The organism is Mesorhizobium shonense, from assembly GCF_040545255.1.
GTDB lineage: Bacteria > Pseudomonadota > Alphaproteobacteria > Rhizobiales > Rhizobiaceae > Mesorhizobium > Mesorhizobium shonense.
In genome coordinates this window covers 175495-190747 of sequence record NZ_JBEPLM010000011.1, presented here as the reverse complement: position 1 = coordinate 190747, position 15253 = coordinate 175495, and the positions used below count along the sequence as shown (strand labels likewise).

Sequence of the window (15253 nt, the reverse complement as noted above, 5' to 3'; positions counted from 1 at the left end):
TCCGCGTCGGCCGTTTCTGTCCCCGTTATCCACATATGTGACACACAACATATTGGGGGTCACAAAACCTACAAAAACGAATCCTTGACGGGTCAGAACGAGTCGCTTTTTATAGGCCATGCGCTCCTGTTGCGGGCGTGACCGGAAAGTTCAGAGGCCGGTCTTTTTTCCCGGATTTTGTGCGTTTTGCCCGCATTTCCGCCTGTTCACGAGGCCGGCGGAAGCGTTGGGAATGTTGGGGCTTGGGTGGGCGAAAGGGAGAATTGTCGGCCTTGAAAAAATGATCTGTTAACACTATATTTAGTGTTTGCAGGCAGGCTCGACCCTAGATAGTGTGAACCTCCCTCTTCTGAGGGAATCGACAAAAGTTTCAGTTAGGGACCCGCGAGGGTCGGTCTGCAGCCCGGGTAAGCGCTTGGGGAAGCGTATTGCTGTCTGCATGCCGGCACTTGCGACGAGGAGAGTGCCGGCGTCGCCTGCGATGCCGGCAAACGGCGGACTGCGCTTTTAGCCATGCGGGGCAGAAATCCCTGGGGAAAAGCGCTATATGTAGACAAAAGGGGACCGGACCAATGCGCATCGAGCGTCGCTTCACCAAGCCAGAACAAGCAGGTCAAGAAAGGGCAGCTTACGCGGAGATCGAATTCCGCAAGGCCCTGTCGGAGATCAAGAATCCCGACGGCTCGGTGGTGTTCCGCCTCGACAACATCGATGTGCCGGCCCAATTCAGCCAGGTCGCGGCCGACATCCTGGCGCAAAAGTATTTCCGCAAGGCCGGCGTGCCTGCGCGCCTGAAGAAGGTCGAGGAGAACGACGTTCCCTCCTTCCTGTGGCGCTCGGTCGCCGACGAGGCCGAACTCGCCAAGCTCCCGGAGGCTGAACGCTATGGGTCGGAAACCGATGCCCGCCAGGTCTTCGACCGGCTGTCCGGCACCTGGACCTATTGGGGCTGGAAGGGCGGCTACTTCAAGTCGGAAGAGGACGCGCGCGCCTTCCGCGACGAGCTCGCCTATATGCTCGCCACCCAGCGCGTCGCGCCGAACTCGCCGCAGTGGTTCAACACCGGCCTGCACTGGGCCTATGGCATCGACGGTCCGAGCCAGGGCCATTTCTATGTCGACCCCTTCACCGGCAAGCTGACCAAGTCGAAGTCGGCCTATGAGCACCCGCAGCCGCATGCCTGCTTCATCCAGAGCGTGCAGGACGACCTCGTCAACGAGGGCGGCATCATGGACCTGTGGGTGCGCGAGGCGCGCCTGTTCAAATATGGCTCCGGCACCGGCTCGAATTTCTCGATGCTGCGCGGCGAAGGCGAGAAGCTTTCCGGCGGCGGCCGCTCGTCGGGCCTGATGAGCTTCCTCAAGATCGGCGACCGCGCCGCCGGCGCCATCAAGTCGGGCGGCACGACGCGCCGCGCCGCCAAGATGGTGATCGTCGACGCCGACCATCCCGACATCGAGGAATTCATCGACTGGAAGGTCAATGAGGAGCAGAAGGTCGCCTCCCTGGTCACCGGCTCCAAGATCGTCAAGAAGCACCTCGAAGCGATCATGAAGGCCTGCGTCAATTGCGAAGGCGATGGCGACGACTGCTTCGACCCGGCTTTGAACACCGCGCTGAAGCGCGAGATCAAGGCGGCCAAGAAGGACGCCGTGCCGGAGAACTACATCTACCGCGTCATCCAGTTCGCCCGCCAGGGCTACACCTCGATGTCGTTCAAGACCTACGATACCGACTGGGATTCGGACGCCTACCTCACCGTCTCCGGCCAGAACTCCAACAACTCGGTGTCGCTGAAGGACAACTTCCTGCGCGCTGTCGAGGCCGATGGCGACTGGCAGCTTACCGCCCGCAAGGACGGCAAGGTGCTGAAGACCCTGAAGGCCAAGGACCTGTGGGAAAAGATCGGCTACGCCGCCTGGGCGTCGGCGGATCCCGGCCTGCACTTCAACACGACGATGAACGACTGGCACACCTGCGCCTCCGCCGGTGCGATCCGAGCCTCCAACCCGTGCTCGGAATACATGTTCCTCGACGACACGGCCTGCAACCTCGCCTCGATCAACCTCCTGCCCTACCGCAAGGCAGACGGCATGATCGACATCGCGGCTTACGAGCACACCGTGCGGCTGTGGACCATCGTGCTCGAAATCTCGGTGATGATGGCGCAGTTCCCGTCGAAGGAGATCGCCAAGCTCTCCTACGACTACCGCACGCTCGGCCTCGGCTACGCCAATATCGGCGGCCTGCTGATGACCTCGGGCATTCCCTACGACTCCGACGAGGGCCGCGCCATCTGCGCCGCGCTCACCGCGATCATGACCGGCGTCGCCTATTCGACCTCGGCCGAGATGGCCTCCGAGCTCGGCGCCTTCCCGGACTACGACCGCAACGCTCAGAACATGCTGCGCGTCATGCGCAACCACCGCCGCGCCGCTTATGGCGACAAGGACGGCTACGAGAAGCTCGCCGTCAACCCGGTGCCGCTGGTCGCGTCCGACCTCAAGCAGCAGGCGCTGGCCGAGCATGCCCGCGCCGCCTGGGACCGCGCCATCGAGCTCGGCGAGGAACATGGCTACCGCAACGCGCAGGCGACCGTGATCGCGCCGACCGGCACGATCGGCTTGGTCATGGACTGCGACACCACCGGCATCGAGCCCGATTTCGCACTGGTGAAGTTCAAGAAGCTCGCCGGCGGCGGCTACTTCAAGATCATCAACCGCGCCGTGCCGGAAGCGCTTCGCACGCTGGCCTATTCCGAGAGCCAGATCGCCGAGATCGAGGCCTATGCGGTCGGCCACGGCAACCTCAACCAGGCGCCCGGCATCAACCCGTCGACGCTGAAGGCCAAGGGCTTCACCGACGAGAAGATCGCGGCGCTGAACGCGGCGCTGAAGTCGGCCTTCGACATCAAGTTCGTGTTCAACCAGTGGACGCTGGGCGCCGACTGGGTGAAGGAGACGCTTGGCTTCACCGATGAGCAGCTCGGCGACTTCTCCTTCGAGATGCTGCCGGCGCTAGGCTTCTCGAAGAAGGACATCGACGCCGCCAACATCCATGTCTGCGGTGCGATGACGCTGGAGGGCGCCCCCTTCCTCAAGGCCGAACATCTCGCGGTGTTCGACTGCGCCAGCCCCTGCGGCAAGATCGGCAAGCGGTCGCTGTCGATCCAGAGCCACATCCTGATGATGGCTGCGGCGCAGCCCTTCATCTCGGGCGCCATCTCCAAGACCATCAACATGCCGAACGAGGCGACGGTCGAGGACGCCAAGAACGCCTACATGCTGTCCTGGAAGCTGGCGCTGAAGGCCAACGCGCTCTACCGCGACGGCTCGAAGCTGTCGCAGCCGCTCAACGCCTCGCTGCTCGCCGATGACGACGAGGATGAGGACGAGGCTGTCGAGCAGCTGATCGCGGCGCCCGCCGCGCAGCGCGCCGTGCAGGTGACGGAAAAGATCGTCGAGCGCGTGGTGGAGCGTCTCTACCGCGACCGCGAAAAGCTGCCGAACCGCCGCAAGGGCTACACGCAGAAGGCAGTGGTCGGCGGCCACAAGGTGTATCTCAGGACCGGCGAGTTCGACGACGGCCGCCTCGGCGAGATCTTCATCGACATGCACAAGGAAGGCGCCGCCTTCCGCGCGATGATGAACAACTTCGCCATCGCCATCTCGCTTGGCCTGCAATACGGCGTGCCGCTCGACGAATATGTCGAGGCCTTCACCTTCACCAAGTTCGAGCCGGCCGGCATGGTGCAGGGCAACGACGCGATCAAGAACGCGACGTCGATCCTCGACTACGTGTTCCGCGAGCTCGCCGTGTCCTATCTCGGCCGCCACGACCTCGCCCATGTCGACCAGTCGGACTTCGACAAGACCGCGCTCGGCCGCGGCATCACCGAAGGCAAGGCAACGCCCTTCTCCAAGGGTCTCTATCGCGGCGCCTCGCCGGTGAAGCTGGTGTCGGGCATCGGCAGCGAACCCAAGGGCTTTGGCGGCTCGGCCCCGACGCCCGCCCCTGCCCGCGCAGCACCTACCGCCTTCGCCGGCTCCAACGTGCTGGCGCTGAAGCCAGCGAGCGACGAAGCCCTCGCCTACAAGCGCGACTATGAGGAGCGCGCCAGGGAACTGGCCGAGGAGATGGTGGAACAGGAAGCCGAAGCCGCCGGCGGCGCCGAGGCACTCTTCACCGACGCCGCCGCCAACGAAGCGGCCGAAGCGAAGAAGCTCGCCGCGACCCGTCGCCAGCAGTCGCTGCTGCAGGGCTACACCGGCAACGAATGCTCCGAATGCCACAACTTCACCATGGTGCGGAACGGCACCTGCGAGAAGTGCGACACCTGTGGTTCGACGAGCGGGTGCAGCTGAAATCTGAAACGCTAACTAAAACGCAACATCATCGGCCCGGTCGTAAGATCGGGCCGAAATGGCAAAGGGAACAAAAAGGGAAACAGCCTTAAAGACTTTAAATTGCGCGAATGCGCTCAAAAACACCAAAGCCGACCCCTCGGGATCGGCTTTGGATACCGCGAAAAGCCGAGGCCCACGCGGGGCGACGAGATCGAGAATCCCATCTCCTGTGACAAGGTTATTATATGGAGATTCTCATCTCAGAGTCGAGAAGGCATCGGCACTTTCCGTAACTTAACGAATCTAGAGAAGGATTTCTCGTATATGAAAATCGAGCCACAAATAAGCGCCAACAAATTAGTTGAATATTGTTTCGCGCGATCAACCCGAAGAACTGCGATTATCGAAGATATCATTAAACCAAAGAACTTCCTTCTCGACACGCGCTACAACGAGATAGAGCGCTCAATGATGTATTTCATTGAGTCTCATGGGAAAGACGACACCCGACTGACGCAGCTCGACAAAGCTCTGTTGTCTCGTAAGCCTGCCACCTCTCATGATGAGCAAAGGCTGCTCACGGCGCATGACGCAATAGAGCTTTGCCGTACCATGAGCTTGGCGAAGCTACCTGCGGCTGCAAAGATAGTCGGCATTCCAGATAATCAGCCGCGTTTCTCTCTTGGGGGCGTCGCGGTTGGCATTCGACCGACGAACTCATTCAAGTTGCCGCAGGTGGGAAAAAAGTCATCAGCTTTCGGTCTGATCAAGCCCTACATTTGCAAAACGCTGCCGTTAACTACGGAAACCTCCGCACTCCACGGTACCCTGCTGCATTGGTACGCGGAGGAGTCGTTCGTTGGTGCTGGCGAACCTCGCCCGGAGTTGTGCTTTGTCGTTGACGTTTTTGCGCAGAAAATCTTCACCGGACCTCGTAACTATAGCCAACGGCGAAAACTGCTGGCAGCTTCGTGCCTAGAGATTGCTGATAGGTGGCAATCCATAAGAGCCCGACTGATTGCGGACGAGGCGGGACGTCGCAAACAGCAGAAAGATAAGTAGACCGAAGCCCTAAGAAACTGGCCGCTCCTCCCTTCTCCTGGTTAGGAGAAGGGAGGATTCGACGTACAACACCTGCGGGCATGTCGACGGCCAATTACAAAGGTTTCGAAATAGCCATGATCGACCACATCACGATCGAAGTCAGCGACCTCGATAAGAGCAAGCTCTTCTACGAAAAAGCCTTTGCGCCTCTGGGCTATGGCCTCTCCTTCGGCAAGGACGGCATCTTCTGGGCCTTCGATGTCGGCACTGGCTGTCTGTTCGAGATCCAGAGCACGGGGGGGAAGCCGCCGCTCACCCATCTGCATGTCGCCTTCCGGGCAAAGAGCAAGGCGGAGGTCGAGGCGTTCTATCGCGCGGCGCTCGAGGCAGGTGCCAAGGACAATGGCGCGCCCGGTCCGCGTCCGGATTATGCTGAGCATTACTACGCCTGCTTCGTGCTCGATCCCGACGGCTACAACATCGAGGCGATGATCAACGAGCCTTCGGCTTCGTCATTCTAGGGCGGAGCAAGGAGCGAAGCGACGCAGCGCAGACCCTAGAATCCATGCCATTGCATCAAGGCGTTGCAGCGGTTCAGAATTCTGCACCGTTGCGCGCTACGACAACGGTCACGGCATGGATCCTCGGGTCAAGCCCGAGGATGACGAAGGCGCGCTACGAGGCGCGAAGCCCAAGGGGCGGCGTTCCATCCAGCATGCCTCATCCGGCCGCTTCGCGGCCACCTTCTCCCACAAGGGGAGAAGGGAAGAAGCGTTCCTGCCGGTTCTCATGGAACTCGAGACCGAGAACGCAGTTCACTAGTGTGATTTCGCAATCGCAGGAACTTCAAATTCACCGCACCCGGGAGGAGCCGGAAGGGAATGAACGCGGTGCCGCCGAAGGAAATGGACGTCGTCCTGCAACAACTGCCGCTGAGGATCGGCGCCTATGTGCCCGACGATCTGCTGGAGGATTGGTTCGCGCCGGGAACGGGCATGCGGCCCGTCAGCAAAGCAGCGCTTGCTGCCGCCGCCAGCTACGGACGACGGTTCGAATGTGAATTCAAGTACTATCCCGAGAGGATGGAAGGCGTGTTCTGGAAATGGGTTCCGGCGATCTGATTTGAACACGTCGGCGGAACTCTCCTGCCCTCGGGCTGGGAGATGTCGGCTCCTCCGGCGGGAACTCAGGTGGCGCGTCCGGCGGAATATCAGGGGGTCCCCTCCCCGGTCCCGGGATGGGATCGGGTGAAGGTGGAGGAACGCCCGGTGGTTCTCCGGGCGGGTTTTCCGGCGGAGTTGGAGGCCGCGCGGGCTCGGGATTGGGATCGCCCGGCATCGGTTCGGGATTGTTCGGGTCTGGATTGTTCATTGCAGGCCTCCTGAGTCATGCGGCCAGCGTTGCCCAGCTGAAAAGATCACCTTTTGCATTCAGGCGGCATGTTCGTAGGTGCCCACGAGTTCCGCCGCCTCGATCGCGTGGCGCCGGGCCTCCTTCCAGATTTCCTTGACGCCGGTCTGGCCGGGAATGCCGAGGCTCGGCACATCGAGAGCCGCCAGCCGGAAATGGTAATGGTGGACGCCATGCCCGGCGGGCGGAGCCGGGCCATCGTAGGAGGCGTTGCCGAAGTCGTTCTTCCCCTGATGGAGCGCTTCGGTTCCCGGTTTCCCGTCCTCCCCTTCGGCGAGTTGCTCGACGTCGGGCGAAATGTTGAACACCGCCCAGTGGCCGAACGTCCCGCGTGGTGCGTCGGGGTCGTCCACGACGAGAACCAGGCTCCTGGTCCCGTCAGGGATCCCGGACCATTTCAGAGGCGGAGAAACATTTTGGCCATCGCGGGTGAAACGTTCGGGGATGGGATCGCCGTCGGCGAAGGCCGGACTGGTGAGTGTTAATGGCATGTTGGTCCCTTCCGCTTTTGACGCCGCAAGACCGCAACCCGCAACCACCAACGAATGCCGCACCGGATCGTTCCGCGGCGCCAGCGAGTTGCGGCGCGCATGGAATTGTTTTCGTCCTGTCGGATCTTAAGGAAGGACGGCCGGCTCAGCCGCCGGCGGTGAGATCGTGGCGTGGCGCATCGTGCCAGCCATGAGCGGACGCACCCTAATCCGCGTCGGCCACCATTTGCCCGCCGCCCAACCAGGCGCGCCATTGCCGCTCGTCGCCGTGGAAGACGTTGAGGTCGATGCGTCCCCTCACCCCATGCGACAGGCCGGAGCCGGAATACTGCCAGAACAGCCATCTGCGGCCCGGATAGACCTTTGAGGGATGCGCGGCCACCGCGCGCAGCCAGAACGGATAGTCGAGGAAGGCGCCGCGCAGGTTGTCGCGATAGAAGTCGGGGCTGGTGTAGATGATGGGCCGCTGGCCGTAATGGCGTTCCAGCTTGTCCATGAACACCTGCATCTTCTCCAGCACCTTTTCGCGCGAGGGCCGCCGCCTGCAGGAGGAGTCGCCGTTCCACTCGACATCGATTACCGGCGGCAGCGCGCCCTCGACCCGCGGCACGTTGCGGATGAACCAGTCGGCCTGCTCGCCGGCGGTGCGGCACCAGTAGAAGAAATGATAGGCGCCGCGCTTCAGCCCGGCGGCATCGGCGCCGCGCCAGTTCGCCCTGAACATCGGATCGAGATGGTCGCCGCCGTCGGTCGCCTTGATATAGGCGAAATTGGCGCCCTGGGCGCGCAGCTTTTCCCAGTTGATGTTGCCCTGCCAGCGCGAGACATCAACGCCGTGCACGGCAAGGTGCCGCGGCGAGGAGCGACCGAAATTGATCGGCTTGGCATCGCGGAAAGCGTAGCGGGTGACCGGGCTCGCGATCATTGCCGGTGCCGCGCGCGATAGCCGCTTCGGCGGCGACACGAGCGCCGCCTCCTGAACCGGCGGCTCGACGCTGCCTGGCAGATCGGGCGTGGGAAACGCCACCGTCTCTTCCTCGGCCAGCCCGAAAGGACGCGAATTTTCGTCGTCAAGACGCGAATTCTCGTCGTCAGGACGCGCGTTGTCCTCGGGCAACGGCGCAGGCGGCTCGAAGCGGGTGGCGCCCGACATCGACGCAGTCTCAACGGTTGTCTCGGTCTCAGCCGTCCTCACGGCCTTCGTCACCGGCGCGCTCGGCCTGACCACGGAGCTGGTCGTCTCATTGGACGGCATCTGCAAGGCATCGACGCCCGACGTGGACGAGCAGCCGGCAAGGCAAAGCGCTGCGAGCACGAAACTGACGACGCCAAAAATCCGCATCTTGACCTGTACGCAAAACAAAACAGACCGAAGGCAGGAACGGCGCCGCCGGAAGCCCCTTTCCTAATGAGAAATTACCAACAAAGTTTGAATCAAAATTTACTTTTGGTCGGGGAAGCGATTCGCGGCCGGCCGCGTCGCCGTGAATTCGAGAAAGCAACAGGCTGATCGGATGGGGCTGTGGGCCGCTACAACCTATGTCCTGAAAGTCGGGGTCTAACCCTGCCCCAATTCGTACCCATATAGGAGGCTCACTAGATGCGTTGAAACGCTCCGACCAAAGGATTGTCACCAATGTCAAAATCACGGGCGATCAAAGTTGCATCGATCTTCCTGATCCTGCTGATGGCGCTCGGAAGCGTCACCATCGGCCCGGCGGAGGCGCGCATGGGCGGCAGTTTCGGCAGCCGCGGCAGCAGGACTTTCCAAGCCCCGGCCCCGACCAGGACAGCGCCCTATACCGCGCCCGTGACGCGCTCGATGACGCCGAACACCACCCAGTCGATCCCGCCGTCGCAGTCGTTTCCAGGCCAGGCGCGCCCGGGATTCTGGAATGGGTTTGGCGGCGGCTTGGTCGGCGGGCTGGTCGGCGGACTGCTCTTCAATGGCCTGTTCGGCATGATGCTCGGCCATGGCTTCGGCGGCATCGGCGGCGGCTTCAGCTTCATCTTCCAGCTGCTGCTCATCGGCGGCCTCGTCATGCTGGCGATGCGGTTTTTCAGCCGCTATAATGCCGCGCCGGCCAATATGAGAAGCTCCGGCTTTCCCTTCGGCCGGCAAGACTGGGGAGGCGCGCAGCACAGCCACCCATCCCGCACCACGGGTTTCGGCGCATCCGGCGCTGACGAAATCGGCATCACGGATGCCGATCGGGACGCGTTCGAAAATATCCTCGGCGACGTGCAGGCCGCATTCAGTCGCGAGGATCACCAGGGATTGCGAAGGCTGACGACGCCCGAGATGGTTTCCTACCTTTCGGAGGAGCTGGCGGACAACGCAACCCATGGCCTCAAGAACGATGTCACAAATCTCGAGCTGCTGGAAGCCGATATTGCGGAGGCGTGGCGAGAGGGCTCGCGCGATTACGCCACCGCGGCAATGCGCTGGTCGGCCATCGATGTCATGCGCAACCGCCAGACCGGCGCCGTCGAAAAAGGCGACCCGAGAAATCCGGTCGAAGCCACCGAGTTGTGGACCTTCACCCGCGAGGCCGGTGGGCGATGGCTGCTGTCCGCAATCCAGGACGCGTCCAGCTAAACGCAACCGCGGCGCTATCCGCGCCGCGGTAACCTACGCTGGTGCCTACCGGCCTCGCCTGAACACCCCGATCATCGGCCCGAGATTCCAGAAATCGTCGTTGCGGCCGATGGCTGGCGCGTACAGGCTGGATATGGAACCGTCGAGGAACAGCGCGTTCGGGCAGCCGAGCTCGTCGCGGAACAGGCGCGCGAATTCGTGGAAGGTCACGACGTCGTTGGAGATGGCGAAAACGGCAACGCCGTCGGCGCGCACACCGACGCCGTCGCGGATTTTTCGCGACGGGCTGCCCGCCTGGAATTTCGGATGCAGCTTGCCGTCGATGACCAGCATCGGCCCGGACTGGGTTGCGTAATCCACGCGCGGCGAACGCTTCAAAAAGTCCTTCGTCGCGCGAACGCCTGCCTTGCCGTCGCCGAGATAAAAGATGCCGTTCGGCTGCATGGAAAAGTTGCCGCTGCCTGCCCCGGTCTTCGCCGATGTGATCTGTTGCCCGTGCTCGACATAGAGCCCGACCGGCGCAAGGTTGGGGTGATACATGCCCGCATTCATGCCGAAGAGCATGGTGCGACCGGCGGCCTGCTCGGCGGTGCGCAGATTGTGCAGCGAGCGATAGAGATCGCCGTCCTTGTTCTTCCAGAACAACTCGATCGAATAATGCTTCGGATCGGCCTCGCAGACCAGATAGGCCGCGCTTTCGAAAGTGTGGTCGCGGCATGGCGGCAGCGCCGCCAGCCACTGGCCTGCGCCTAAGCCGGCGCCGAAAGCGGCCGGCAGCGCCGATTTCACCAGCGCAGCGAGCAAAGGCACCGATTGCAGAAGCGTCGCGAGATCCATCAGCGCACCCGAAGAATGTCCAGGTGCCGGTATAGCGGATTCTGTGAGGGCCTCTAGCTCAACCAGCCGAAAGCGACGCCGATCAAAAGCACGATGCCCAGCAGTCCGCGGTAGATGACGAACGGCCAGGCGGAAAAGCGCTCGAGCACCCGCATCAACCCCCATATGGCGAAGAAGGCCGAGATGGAGGCGACGACAAGGCCGACGGCCAGGACCGACCAGCCATAGGCGCCGAGATGGATCTTATGCAGCTCCCAAAGCTCCTTCAGGCCGGCAAGCGCGATCGCCGGCAGGCCGAGCAGGAAGGAGAGCCGCGCCGCCTCCGGCCGGGCATAGCCAAGTCCAAGCGCCGCCGTCAGCGTCGACCCCGAGCGCGACACACCGGGGATGAGGGCGCCGACCTGGGCGACGCCGACCAGCAAGGCGTCGAGCACGGACACCTTTTCGAGGGTCAGCCTGTGGCGGGCATAGATTTCGGAGAGCGCCAGCAGCACGGCCATGACGATGCAGGCCCAGCCGATCACGGCCAGCCCTCGCAGCGGCGAGTTGCAGGCATTGAGAACACCGGAAAGCGCAAGGCCGGCGATGACGATCGGAACGGTCGCGAGCACGATTCCGACCGCCAGGCGAAAGTAGCGGTTGGCGAAATCGCGGCTTGCGAGCGCCGACAGCGAACCCACCGCGACATCCCTGACATCGCTCCAGAAATAACTGACGACCGCCGCCAAGGCCGCAAGCTGCATGGCGGCGGAGAAGGCTGAGCCGGGATCCTGCCAGCCGAGCACGGCAGGCACGACGCGCATATGCGCCGTTGAAGAGATCGGCAGCAGTTCGGTTATGCCTTGCACGATGCCGAGAAACGCCACCTTGGCATAACCCAGGCCGACAAAGCCCGTATCCAGTCCCTGCGTGCAGACGTCGGTCATCCCGGTCCTTTCCCCAGAACAAAGTGCATCGTCATTCGCAAAGCCCCTCAAGGACAGCCTTAACCGCGCGAAACCGGGAATCCAACTCACGGATTTGTAAGGTGCCGCTAATCTTGCTTGACAATGGGCGCCTCCATATTATCATCCGCTAATCTTACACTGTAAGGTAGATCGGAGGAGACCACCATGTCGACCGCCGCCCTCTCGGAACTGCAGCCACCGCCGGAGCCGCACCTGCCGGAAATTGCGGTCGAGGATGTCTCGCGCGATCTGAGCCGCGCCATCGAACGCGCCGAGGTCAATGCCTGGCTCGACCTCTATGACGCGGCGCCCGCGGATTTTGCCGCCCGGCACGGCCTGTCGATCGCCCGCGACGGCGACTTGGTCTGGACCACCTGCACGACGATCCCATTCATCCATTTCAACTGCGCGAAGAACATCGGCGTCGAGGCTCCGGCTTCGGAGGCTCAGCTCGATGCGCTGCTGGCGCATTATCGCGCGGCCGGCATCCTGCGGCCTTGGTTCTACACCAGTCCGCATACCGAGCCGTCGCGGTTGAGATGCTGGCTGGAAGCACGCGGGCTGCAGCATCAGAGCGGCTGGGAACGCATCTTCCGCGACGCGACGCCGCTGCCGGCCAAACCACTCTTCCCGTCAGACGATGTGTCAGTCGAAGAGGTCACGTCCAAAACGGCTCCGGAATGGGCTGCCTTCATCGACGGCAAGTACAGACTGCCCACTTCGCCCTGGCTCATGGCGCTGGTCGGCCGCAAGGGCTGGCGTCACTACATGCTGAAACGAGATGCCGCGGTGGTCGCGGTGCGCTCGCTGTTCATCTCAGACGGCGCCGCCTGGAGCGGCATCGACGCGCCGGTTCCAGGCATTATGGCGCCGAGTTTCGATCTCGACGCCGTGCTTGGCGAAATGCTGGTGCGCGACGGCATCGCCGCCGGCGCGAAACTGTTCGTCGCCGATATCGAGGCGCCACACCCCGACCGCGACGGTCCGGCCTACCGCAACTACGCGCGGCTCGGTTTTAAAATTGCCTATTTCCGCAACCATTACAGCTATTTGCCGGCGCATTCGAGCTAGAGCCCTTCACGGCTCTAGCGGTACAGCCATTGCGCAAGGCAGCTTCTGGCCACGACATGGGCCGGCGGCACCATAGGCTGGTCGATCCGGGAATCGTCGGCGGCCCTGTCGCGCGCTTTTTCCAAGAGCATGCGGAGTTCCGCCGGGCGCACGCGGTCGCGTTCCATCACGAGTTGGATCATCGGGTCGTTCAAAAGCTCGTCCAGGGTGTTGATGCTCTCGCTCATCCGTCGCCTCCTCGATGCCTTCCCGCATGGCGGTTAGATAGGCAGCCAATGATGGCCCGCCAATGACGCTTTGCCGGCTATCTCGTGAATCGAAGATGAAATTTTTGTGCAGTTTTCCCCTTCTCCCCCTGTGGGAGAAGGTGTCGCCGAAGGCGACGGATGAGGGGTGTTGGAAGGAATGAGGCGGCGGCAATTTCAAGCGCATTGCCAAGCTGGAACACCCCTCATCCGACCGAGCTTCGCTCGGCCACCTTCTCCCGCAAGGGGAGGAGGAAGAAACTCTAAGCCGGAGGCGCGCCCTCATATTGCGGCAAACCATCATCGAGCCGGACCCAAGGCTGCATGGACGCCGTCCAGAAATGCATGTCTGGCTTGAACGCGGACGGATCGTCGAGCGAGCCGGACGTGATGCCGAGAATGCCCCTGGAGTCGCGGCGCGAAAACATCGTCGTGCCGCAGGCGGGACAGAAGCCGCGCTCGAGATCCGGCGATGAATTGACCGTCGCCAAAGGCCCTTCGACGGTCACGTCTTCGATGCGGAACAGGAGCCGCGCGTTGAAGGCGGCGCCGATCGCCTTCTGGCAGACCCGGCAATGGCAGATGCGCTCGTTGATCGGCTCGGCCTCGGCACGATAGCGCACCGCGCCGCACAGGCATCCGCCTTGGTATTTGGTCATCACAAGCACTCGGTTCGTGGGAGTGCGGGCACGGTAGCGGCCGGCATGGCGTGGTCAATCAAAAAGCTTTGATGGGATGCTATCGATTGTCGTGATGCCTCTGGCCGCCTTCCCTCGGGCAGCCAGCGGTCAAGGGTTACTCGTTGACCATCTCGTCCCAGGTTTTCACCTTGGTCTGGCCGTCGAGAAAGGGAAGCGTGGTGGCAGCGAGTTCCGGCGCAAGAAAGACATCGTAGTGGGTGCGGTTGGGCAGGATCGCCAGCCGGTTCTGCGACAGGTTCTCGCGCATCCAGCCCGCGTCCTTCAGCCCGCCGCCGAGCAATTGGAAGAACTTGATCTCGTGCTCGGGCTTGTACATATCGCTGTCGCCATAAACGAGCATGACCGGCATCTTCAGCTTCGGCACATCGGCCGAGAAATCATAGTCATTGCGCATGAAATTGCCGAGCGCGTCGAGCAGCTTCGGGAAATCCTCTGGCTTCGGCGCCACGGCGACATAGGATTTGTACATCGGCGTGTCCTTCATGAACGGGGCGGCCGCCGCGCTCACCTGCGCCTGCTGCGGGCGCATCTCGTCGTAGAAGCCATCGGCGGCGTAGCCGGTCGACATCATGACCAGCCGGCGCACGGCTTCCGGATGCTGGACGGCCATGCGCAAGGCAACGCCGCCACCCAGCGAATAGCCCATGACATCGACCTTGTCGTAGCCGAGCGCCTTGACGATGGCCGCCATATCGTTGCCCATCGCCTCAAGGCCGAATGCCCGTTCGCCGAGCGCGGTGCGGCCATGACCCTGCAGGTCCACGGCAATCACGGTGCGATGCTCGGCGAATTTCGGCAGGATCGGTGCGAACATGTCGGTCGAGCCAAGCCCGCCGTGAAGCAGGAGCAGCGGCTCGCCCTTGCCGTAGATGGCGAAGTAATAGTTCAGGCCGTCGATCGGCAGCAGGCCGGATCTTTCCGGCTTCAAAAGGGCTTTGGCTTCGGTGGTCATGGCAGGCTTGGACTCCTCGCATTGTGCGTCCGGCGCGGCAATTAGGGCCACGACCGACGCGAGAATGGCTAAAAGCAGGGTCTTGGACACTTTTGGTCTCCTCCGTCTGTGTGCCCAAGGACGCGGCGACAAAGCCCAAGCCGACATGGCTTGCCCAAAAAAAATGGAAACGGGCGGCGAGTTGCTGCGTCTCGAGCCCAAGTGGAGAAAGGAAGGTTAGTGGCGCCGCGCCTGGACGAGGTAGGCATCGATCTCGGTTTCGCCGAGCCATTTGGCGGCCTCGAGCCGATGCAGCCCCTCGACCAGGACATGGCGCTTGCCGTCGTGACGCACCTGGATCGGCATCTTCATGCCGTTCTCGAGGATGTCCTCGGCAAGATGGCGCACGGTCTCGGGATGCAGCGTCTTGCGGCGCGCCGCTGGCACGTAGATGTCGTCGACCTTGACCTTTTGCACGCGCAGCATGTCGGCTCCCAGTGCGGAAATCTTGCCTTAGGGTCCGTCGAGATTCAGGTCAGGCCGAGCCGAGAAGGGCAGTTTCCGCGAACCGGAGCGGAGCGTACTTGAAGTACGTGAGCACCGGAAGCTCAGGGAACTGCCGTTCGCAGGC

Annotated in this window: 13 protein-coding genes and 2 pseudogenes; 6 read left to right on the top strand and 9 right to left on the bottom strand. The window is 62.4% G+C overall.

Going from position 1 to position 15253, the window contains the following annotated elements; genetic code table 11:
• Positions 1–572 precede the first annotated feature (572 nt).
• The 4 genes from ABID26_RS25700 (at position 573) to ABID26_RS25685 (ending at position 6511) form a co-directional block, all read left to right on the top strand.
• Entirely contained in the window at positions 573–4364 is a 3792-nt protein-coding gene (locus ABID26_RS25700) for a vitamin B12-dependent ribonucleotide reductase (protein WP_354416965.1), read from the top strand.
• A 306-nt stretch (positions 4365–4670) separates the two neighbouring features.
• Positions 4671–5408, top strand: a complete 738-nt coding sequence (locus ABID26_RS25695; RefSeq protein WP_354416964.1) for a hypothetical protein — start codon at positions 4671–4673, stop codon at positions 5406–5408.
• A gap of 116 nt (positions 5409–5524) precedes the next feature.
• Complete coding sequence (locus ABID26_RS25690) at positions 5525–5911, top strand: VOC family protein (RefSeq protein WP_126100547.1); 387 nt, start codon at positions 5525–5527, stop codon at positions 5909–5911.
• A gap of 360 nt (positions 5912–6271) precedes the next feature.
• Positions 6272–6511, top strand: a complete 240-nt coding sequence (locus ABID26_RS25685) for a hypothetical protein (protein ID WP_430691635.1) — start codon at positions 6272–6274, stop codon at positions 6509–6511.
• 309 nt (positions 6512–6820) lie between these two features.
• On the opposite strand, the gene ABID26_RS25680 is transcribed toward ABID26_RS25685, so the two are convergent.
• The 3 genes and pseudogenes from ABID26_RS25680 to ABID26_RS37095 form a co-directional block, all read right to left on the bottom strand.
• Positions 6821–7291 carry a YbhB/YbcL family Raf kinase inhibitor-like protein gene (locus tag ABID26_RS25680; protein ID WP_126100548.1) on the bottom strand — a complete coding sequence of 157 codons (471 nt, stop codon included), beginning with the start codon at positions 7289–7291 and terminating at the stop codon, positions 6821–6823.
• Positions 7292–7496: 205 nt separating this feature from the next.
• A pseudogene (locus ABID26_RS25675) lies at positions 7497–8357 on the bottom strand (glycoside hydrolase family 25 protein); the annotation flags it as partial.
• Positions 8358–8494: 137 nt separating this feature from the next.
• Positions 8495–8633: pseudogene (locus tag ABID26_RS37095) on the bottom strand (GH25 family lysozyme); the annotation flags it as partial.
• A 294-nt stretch (positions 8634–8927) separates the two neighbouring features.
• Here ABID26_RS37095 and ABID26_RS25670 point away from each other — a divergent pair.
• Entirely contained in the window at positions 8928–9890 is a 963-nt protein-coding gene (locus ABID26_RS25670; RefSeq protein WP_354416961.1) for a Tim44 domain-containing protein, read from the top strand.
• Positions 9891–9935: 45 nt separating this feature from the next.
• Here the strand turns inward: ABID26_RS25670 and ABID26_RS25665 are convergent, their stop codons facing one another.
• On the bottom strand, positions 9936–10727 hold the full coding sequence (locus tag ABID26_RS25665; RefSeq protein ID WP_292301762.1) for a phosphodiester glycosidase family protein: 792 nt from the start codon (positions 10725–10727) through the stop codon (positions 9936–9938).
• A gap of 53 nt (positions 10728–10780) precedes the next feature.
• Positions 10781–11653 carry an undecaprenyl-diphosphate phosphatase gene (locus ABID26_RS25660; RefSeq protein ID WP_292301764.1) on the bottom strand — a complete coding sequence of 291 codons (873 nt, stop codon included), beginning with the start codon at positions 11651–11653 and terminating at the stop codon, positions 10781–10783.
• A gap of 186 nt (positions 11654–11839) precedes the next feature.
• Between ABID26_RS25660 and ABID26_RS25655 the strand changes: the two genes are divergently transcribed.
• Positions 11840–12745, top strand: coding sequence for a hypothetical protein (locus ABID26_RS25655; RefSeq protein WP_354416960.1), 906 nt, complete (start codon positions 11840–11842; stop codon positions 12743–12745).
• 14 nt (positions 12746–12759) lie between these two features.
• Here ABID26_RS25655 and ABID26_RS25650 read toward each other — a convergent pair whose 3' ends face one another.
• The 4 genes from ABID26_RS25650 to ABID26_RS25635 all read right to left on the bottom strand — a co-directional run bounded on the left by ABID26_RS25650 (position 12760) and on the right by ABID26_RS25635 (position 15108).
• Positions 12760–12972 carry a hypothetical protein gene (locus tag ABID26_RS25650; RefSeq protein WP_292301769.1) on the bottom strand — a complete coding sequence of 71 codons (213 nt, stop codon included), beginning with the start codon at positions 12970–12972 and terminating at the stop codon, positions 12760–12762.
• Between the two features lie 281 nt (positions 12973–13253).
• The gene (locus tag ABID26_RS25645) at positions 13254–13649 is read right to left on the bottom strand and encodes a GFA family protein (RefSeq protein ID WP_126100555.1); all 396 of its coding nucleotides are present in this window, start codon (positions 13647–13649) and stop codon (positions 13254–13256) included.
• 136 nt (positions 13650–13785) lie between these two features.
• Positions 13786–14733, bottom strand: coding sequence for an alpha/beta fold hydrolase (locus tag ABID26_RS25640; protein ID WP_354416959.1), 948 nt, complete (start codon positions 14731–14733; stop codon positions 13786–13788).
• A 126-nt stretch (positions 14734–14859) separates the two neighbouring features.
• Positions 14860–15108 (bottom strand): ParB N-terminal domain-containing protein, encoded by a 249-nt coding sequence (locus ABID26_RS25635; RefSeq protein ID WP_354416957.1) that lies wholly within the window; start codon positions 15106–15108, stop codon positions 14860–14862.
• Between the last annotated feature and the right edge of the window lie 145 nt (positions 15109–15253).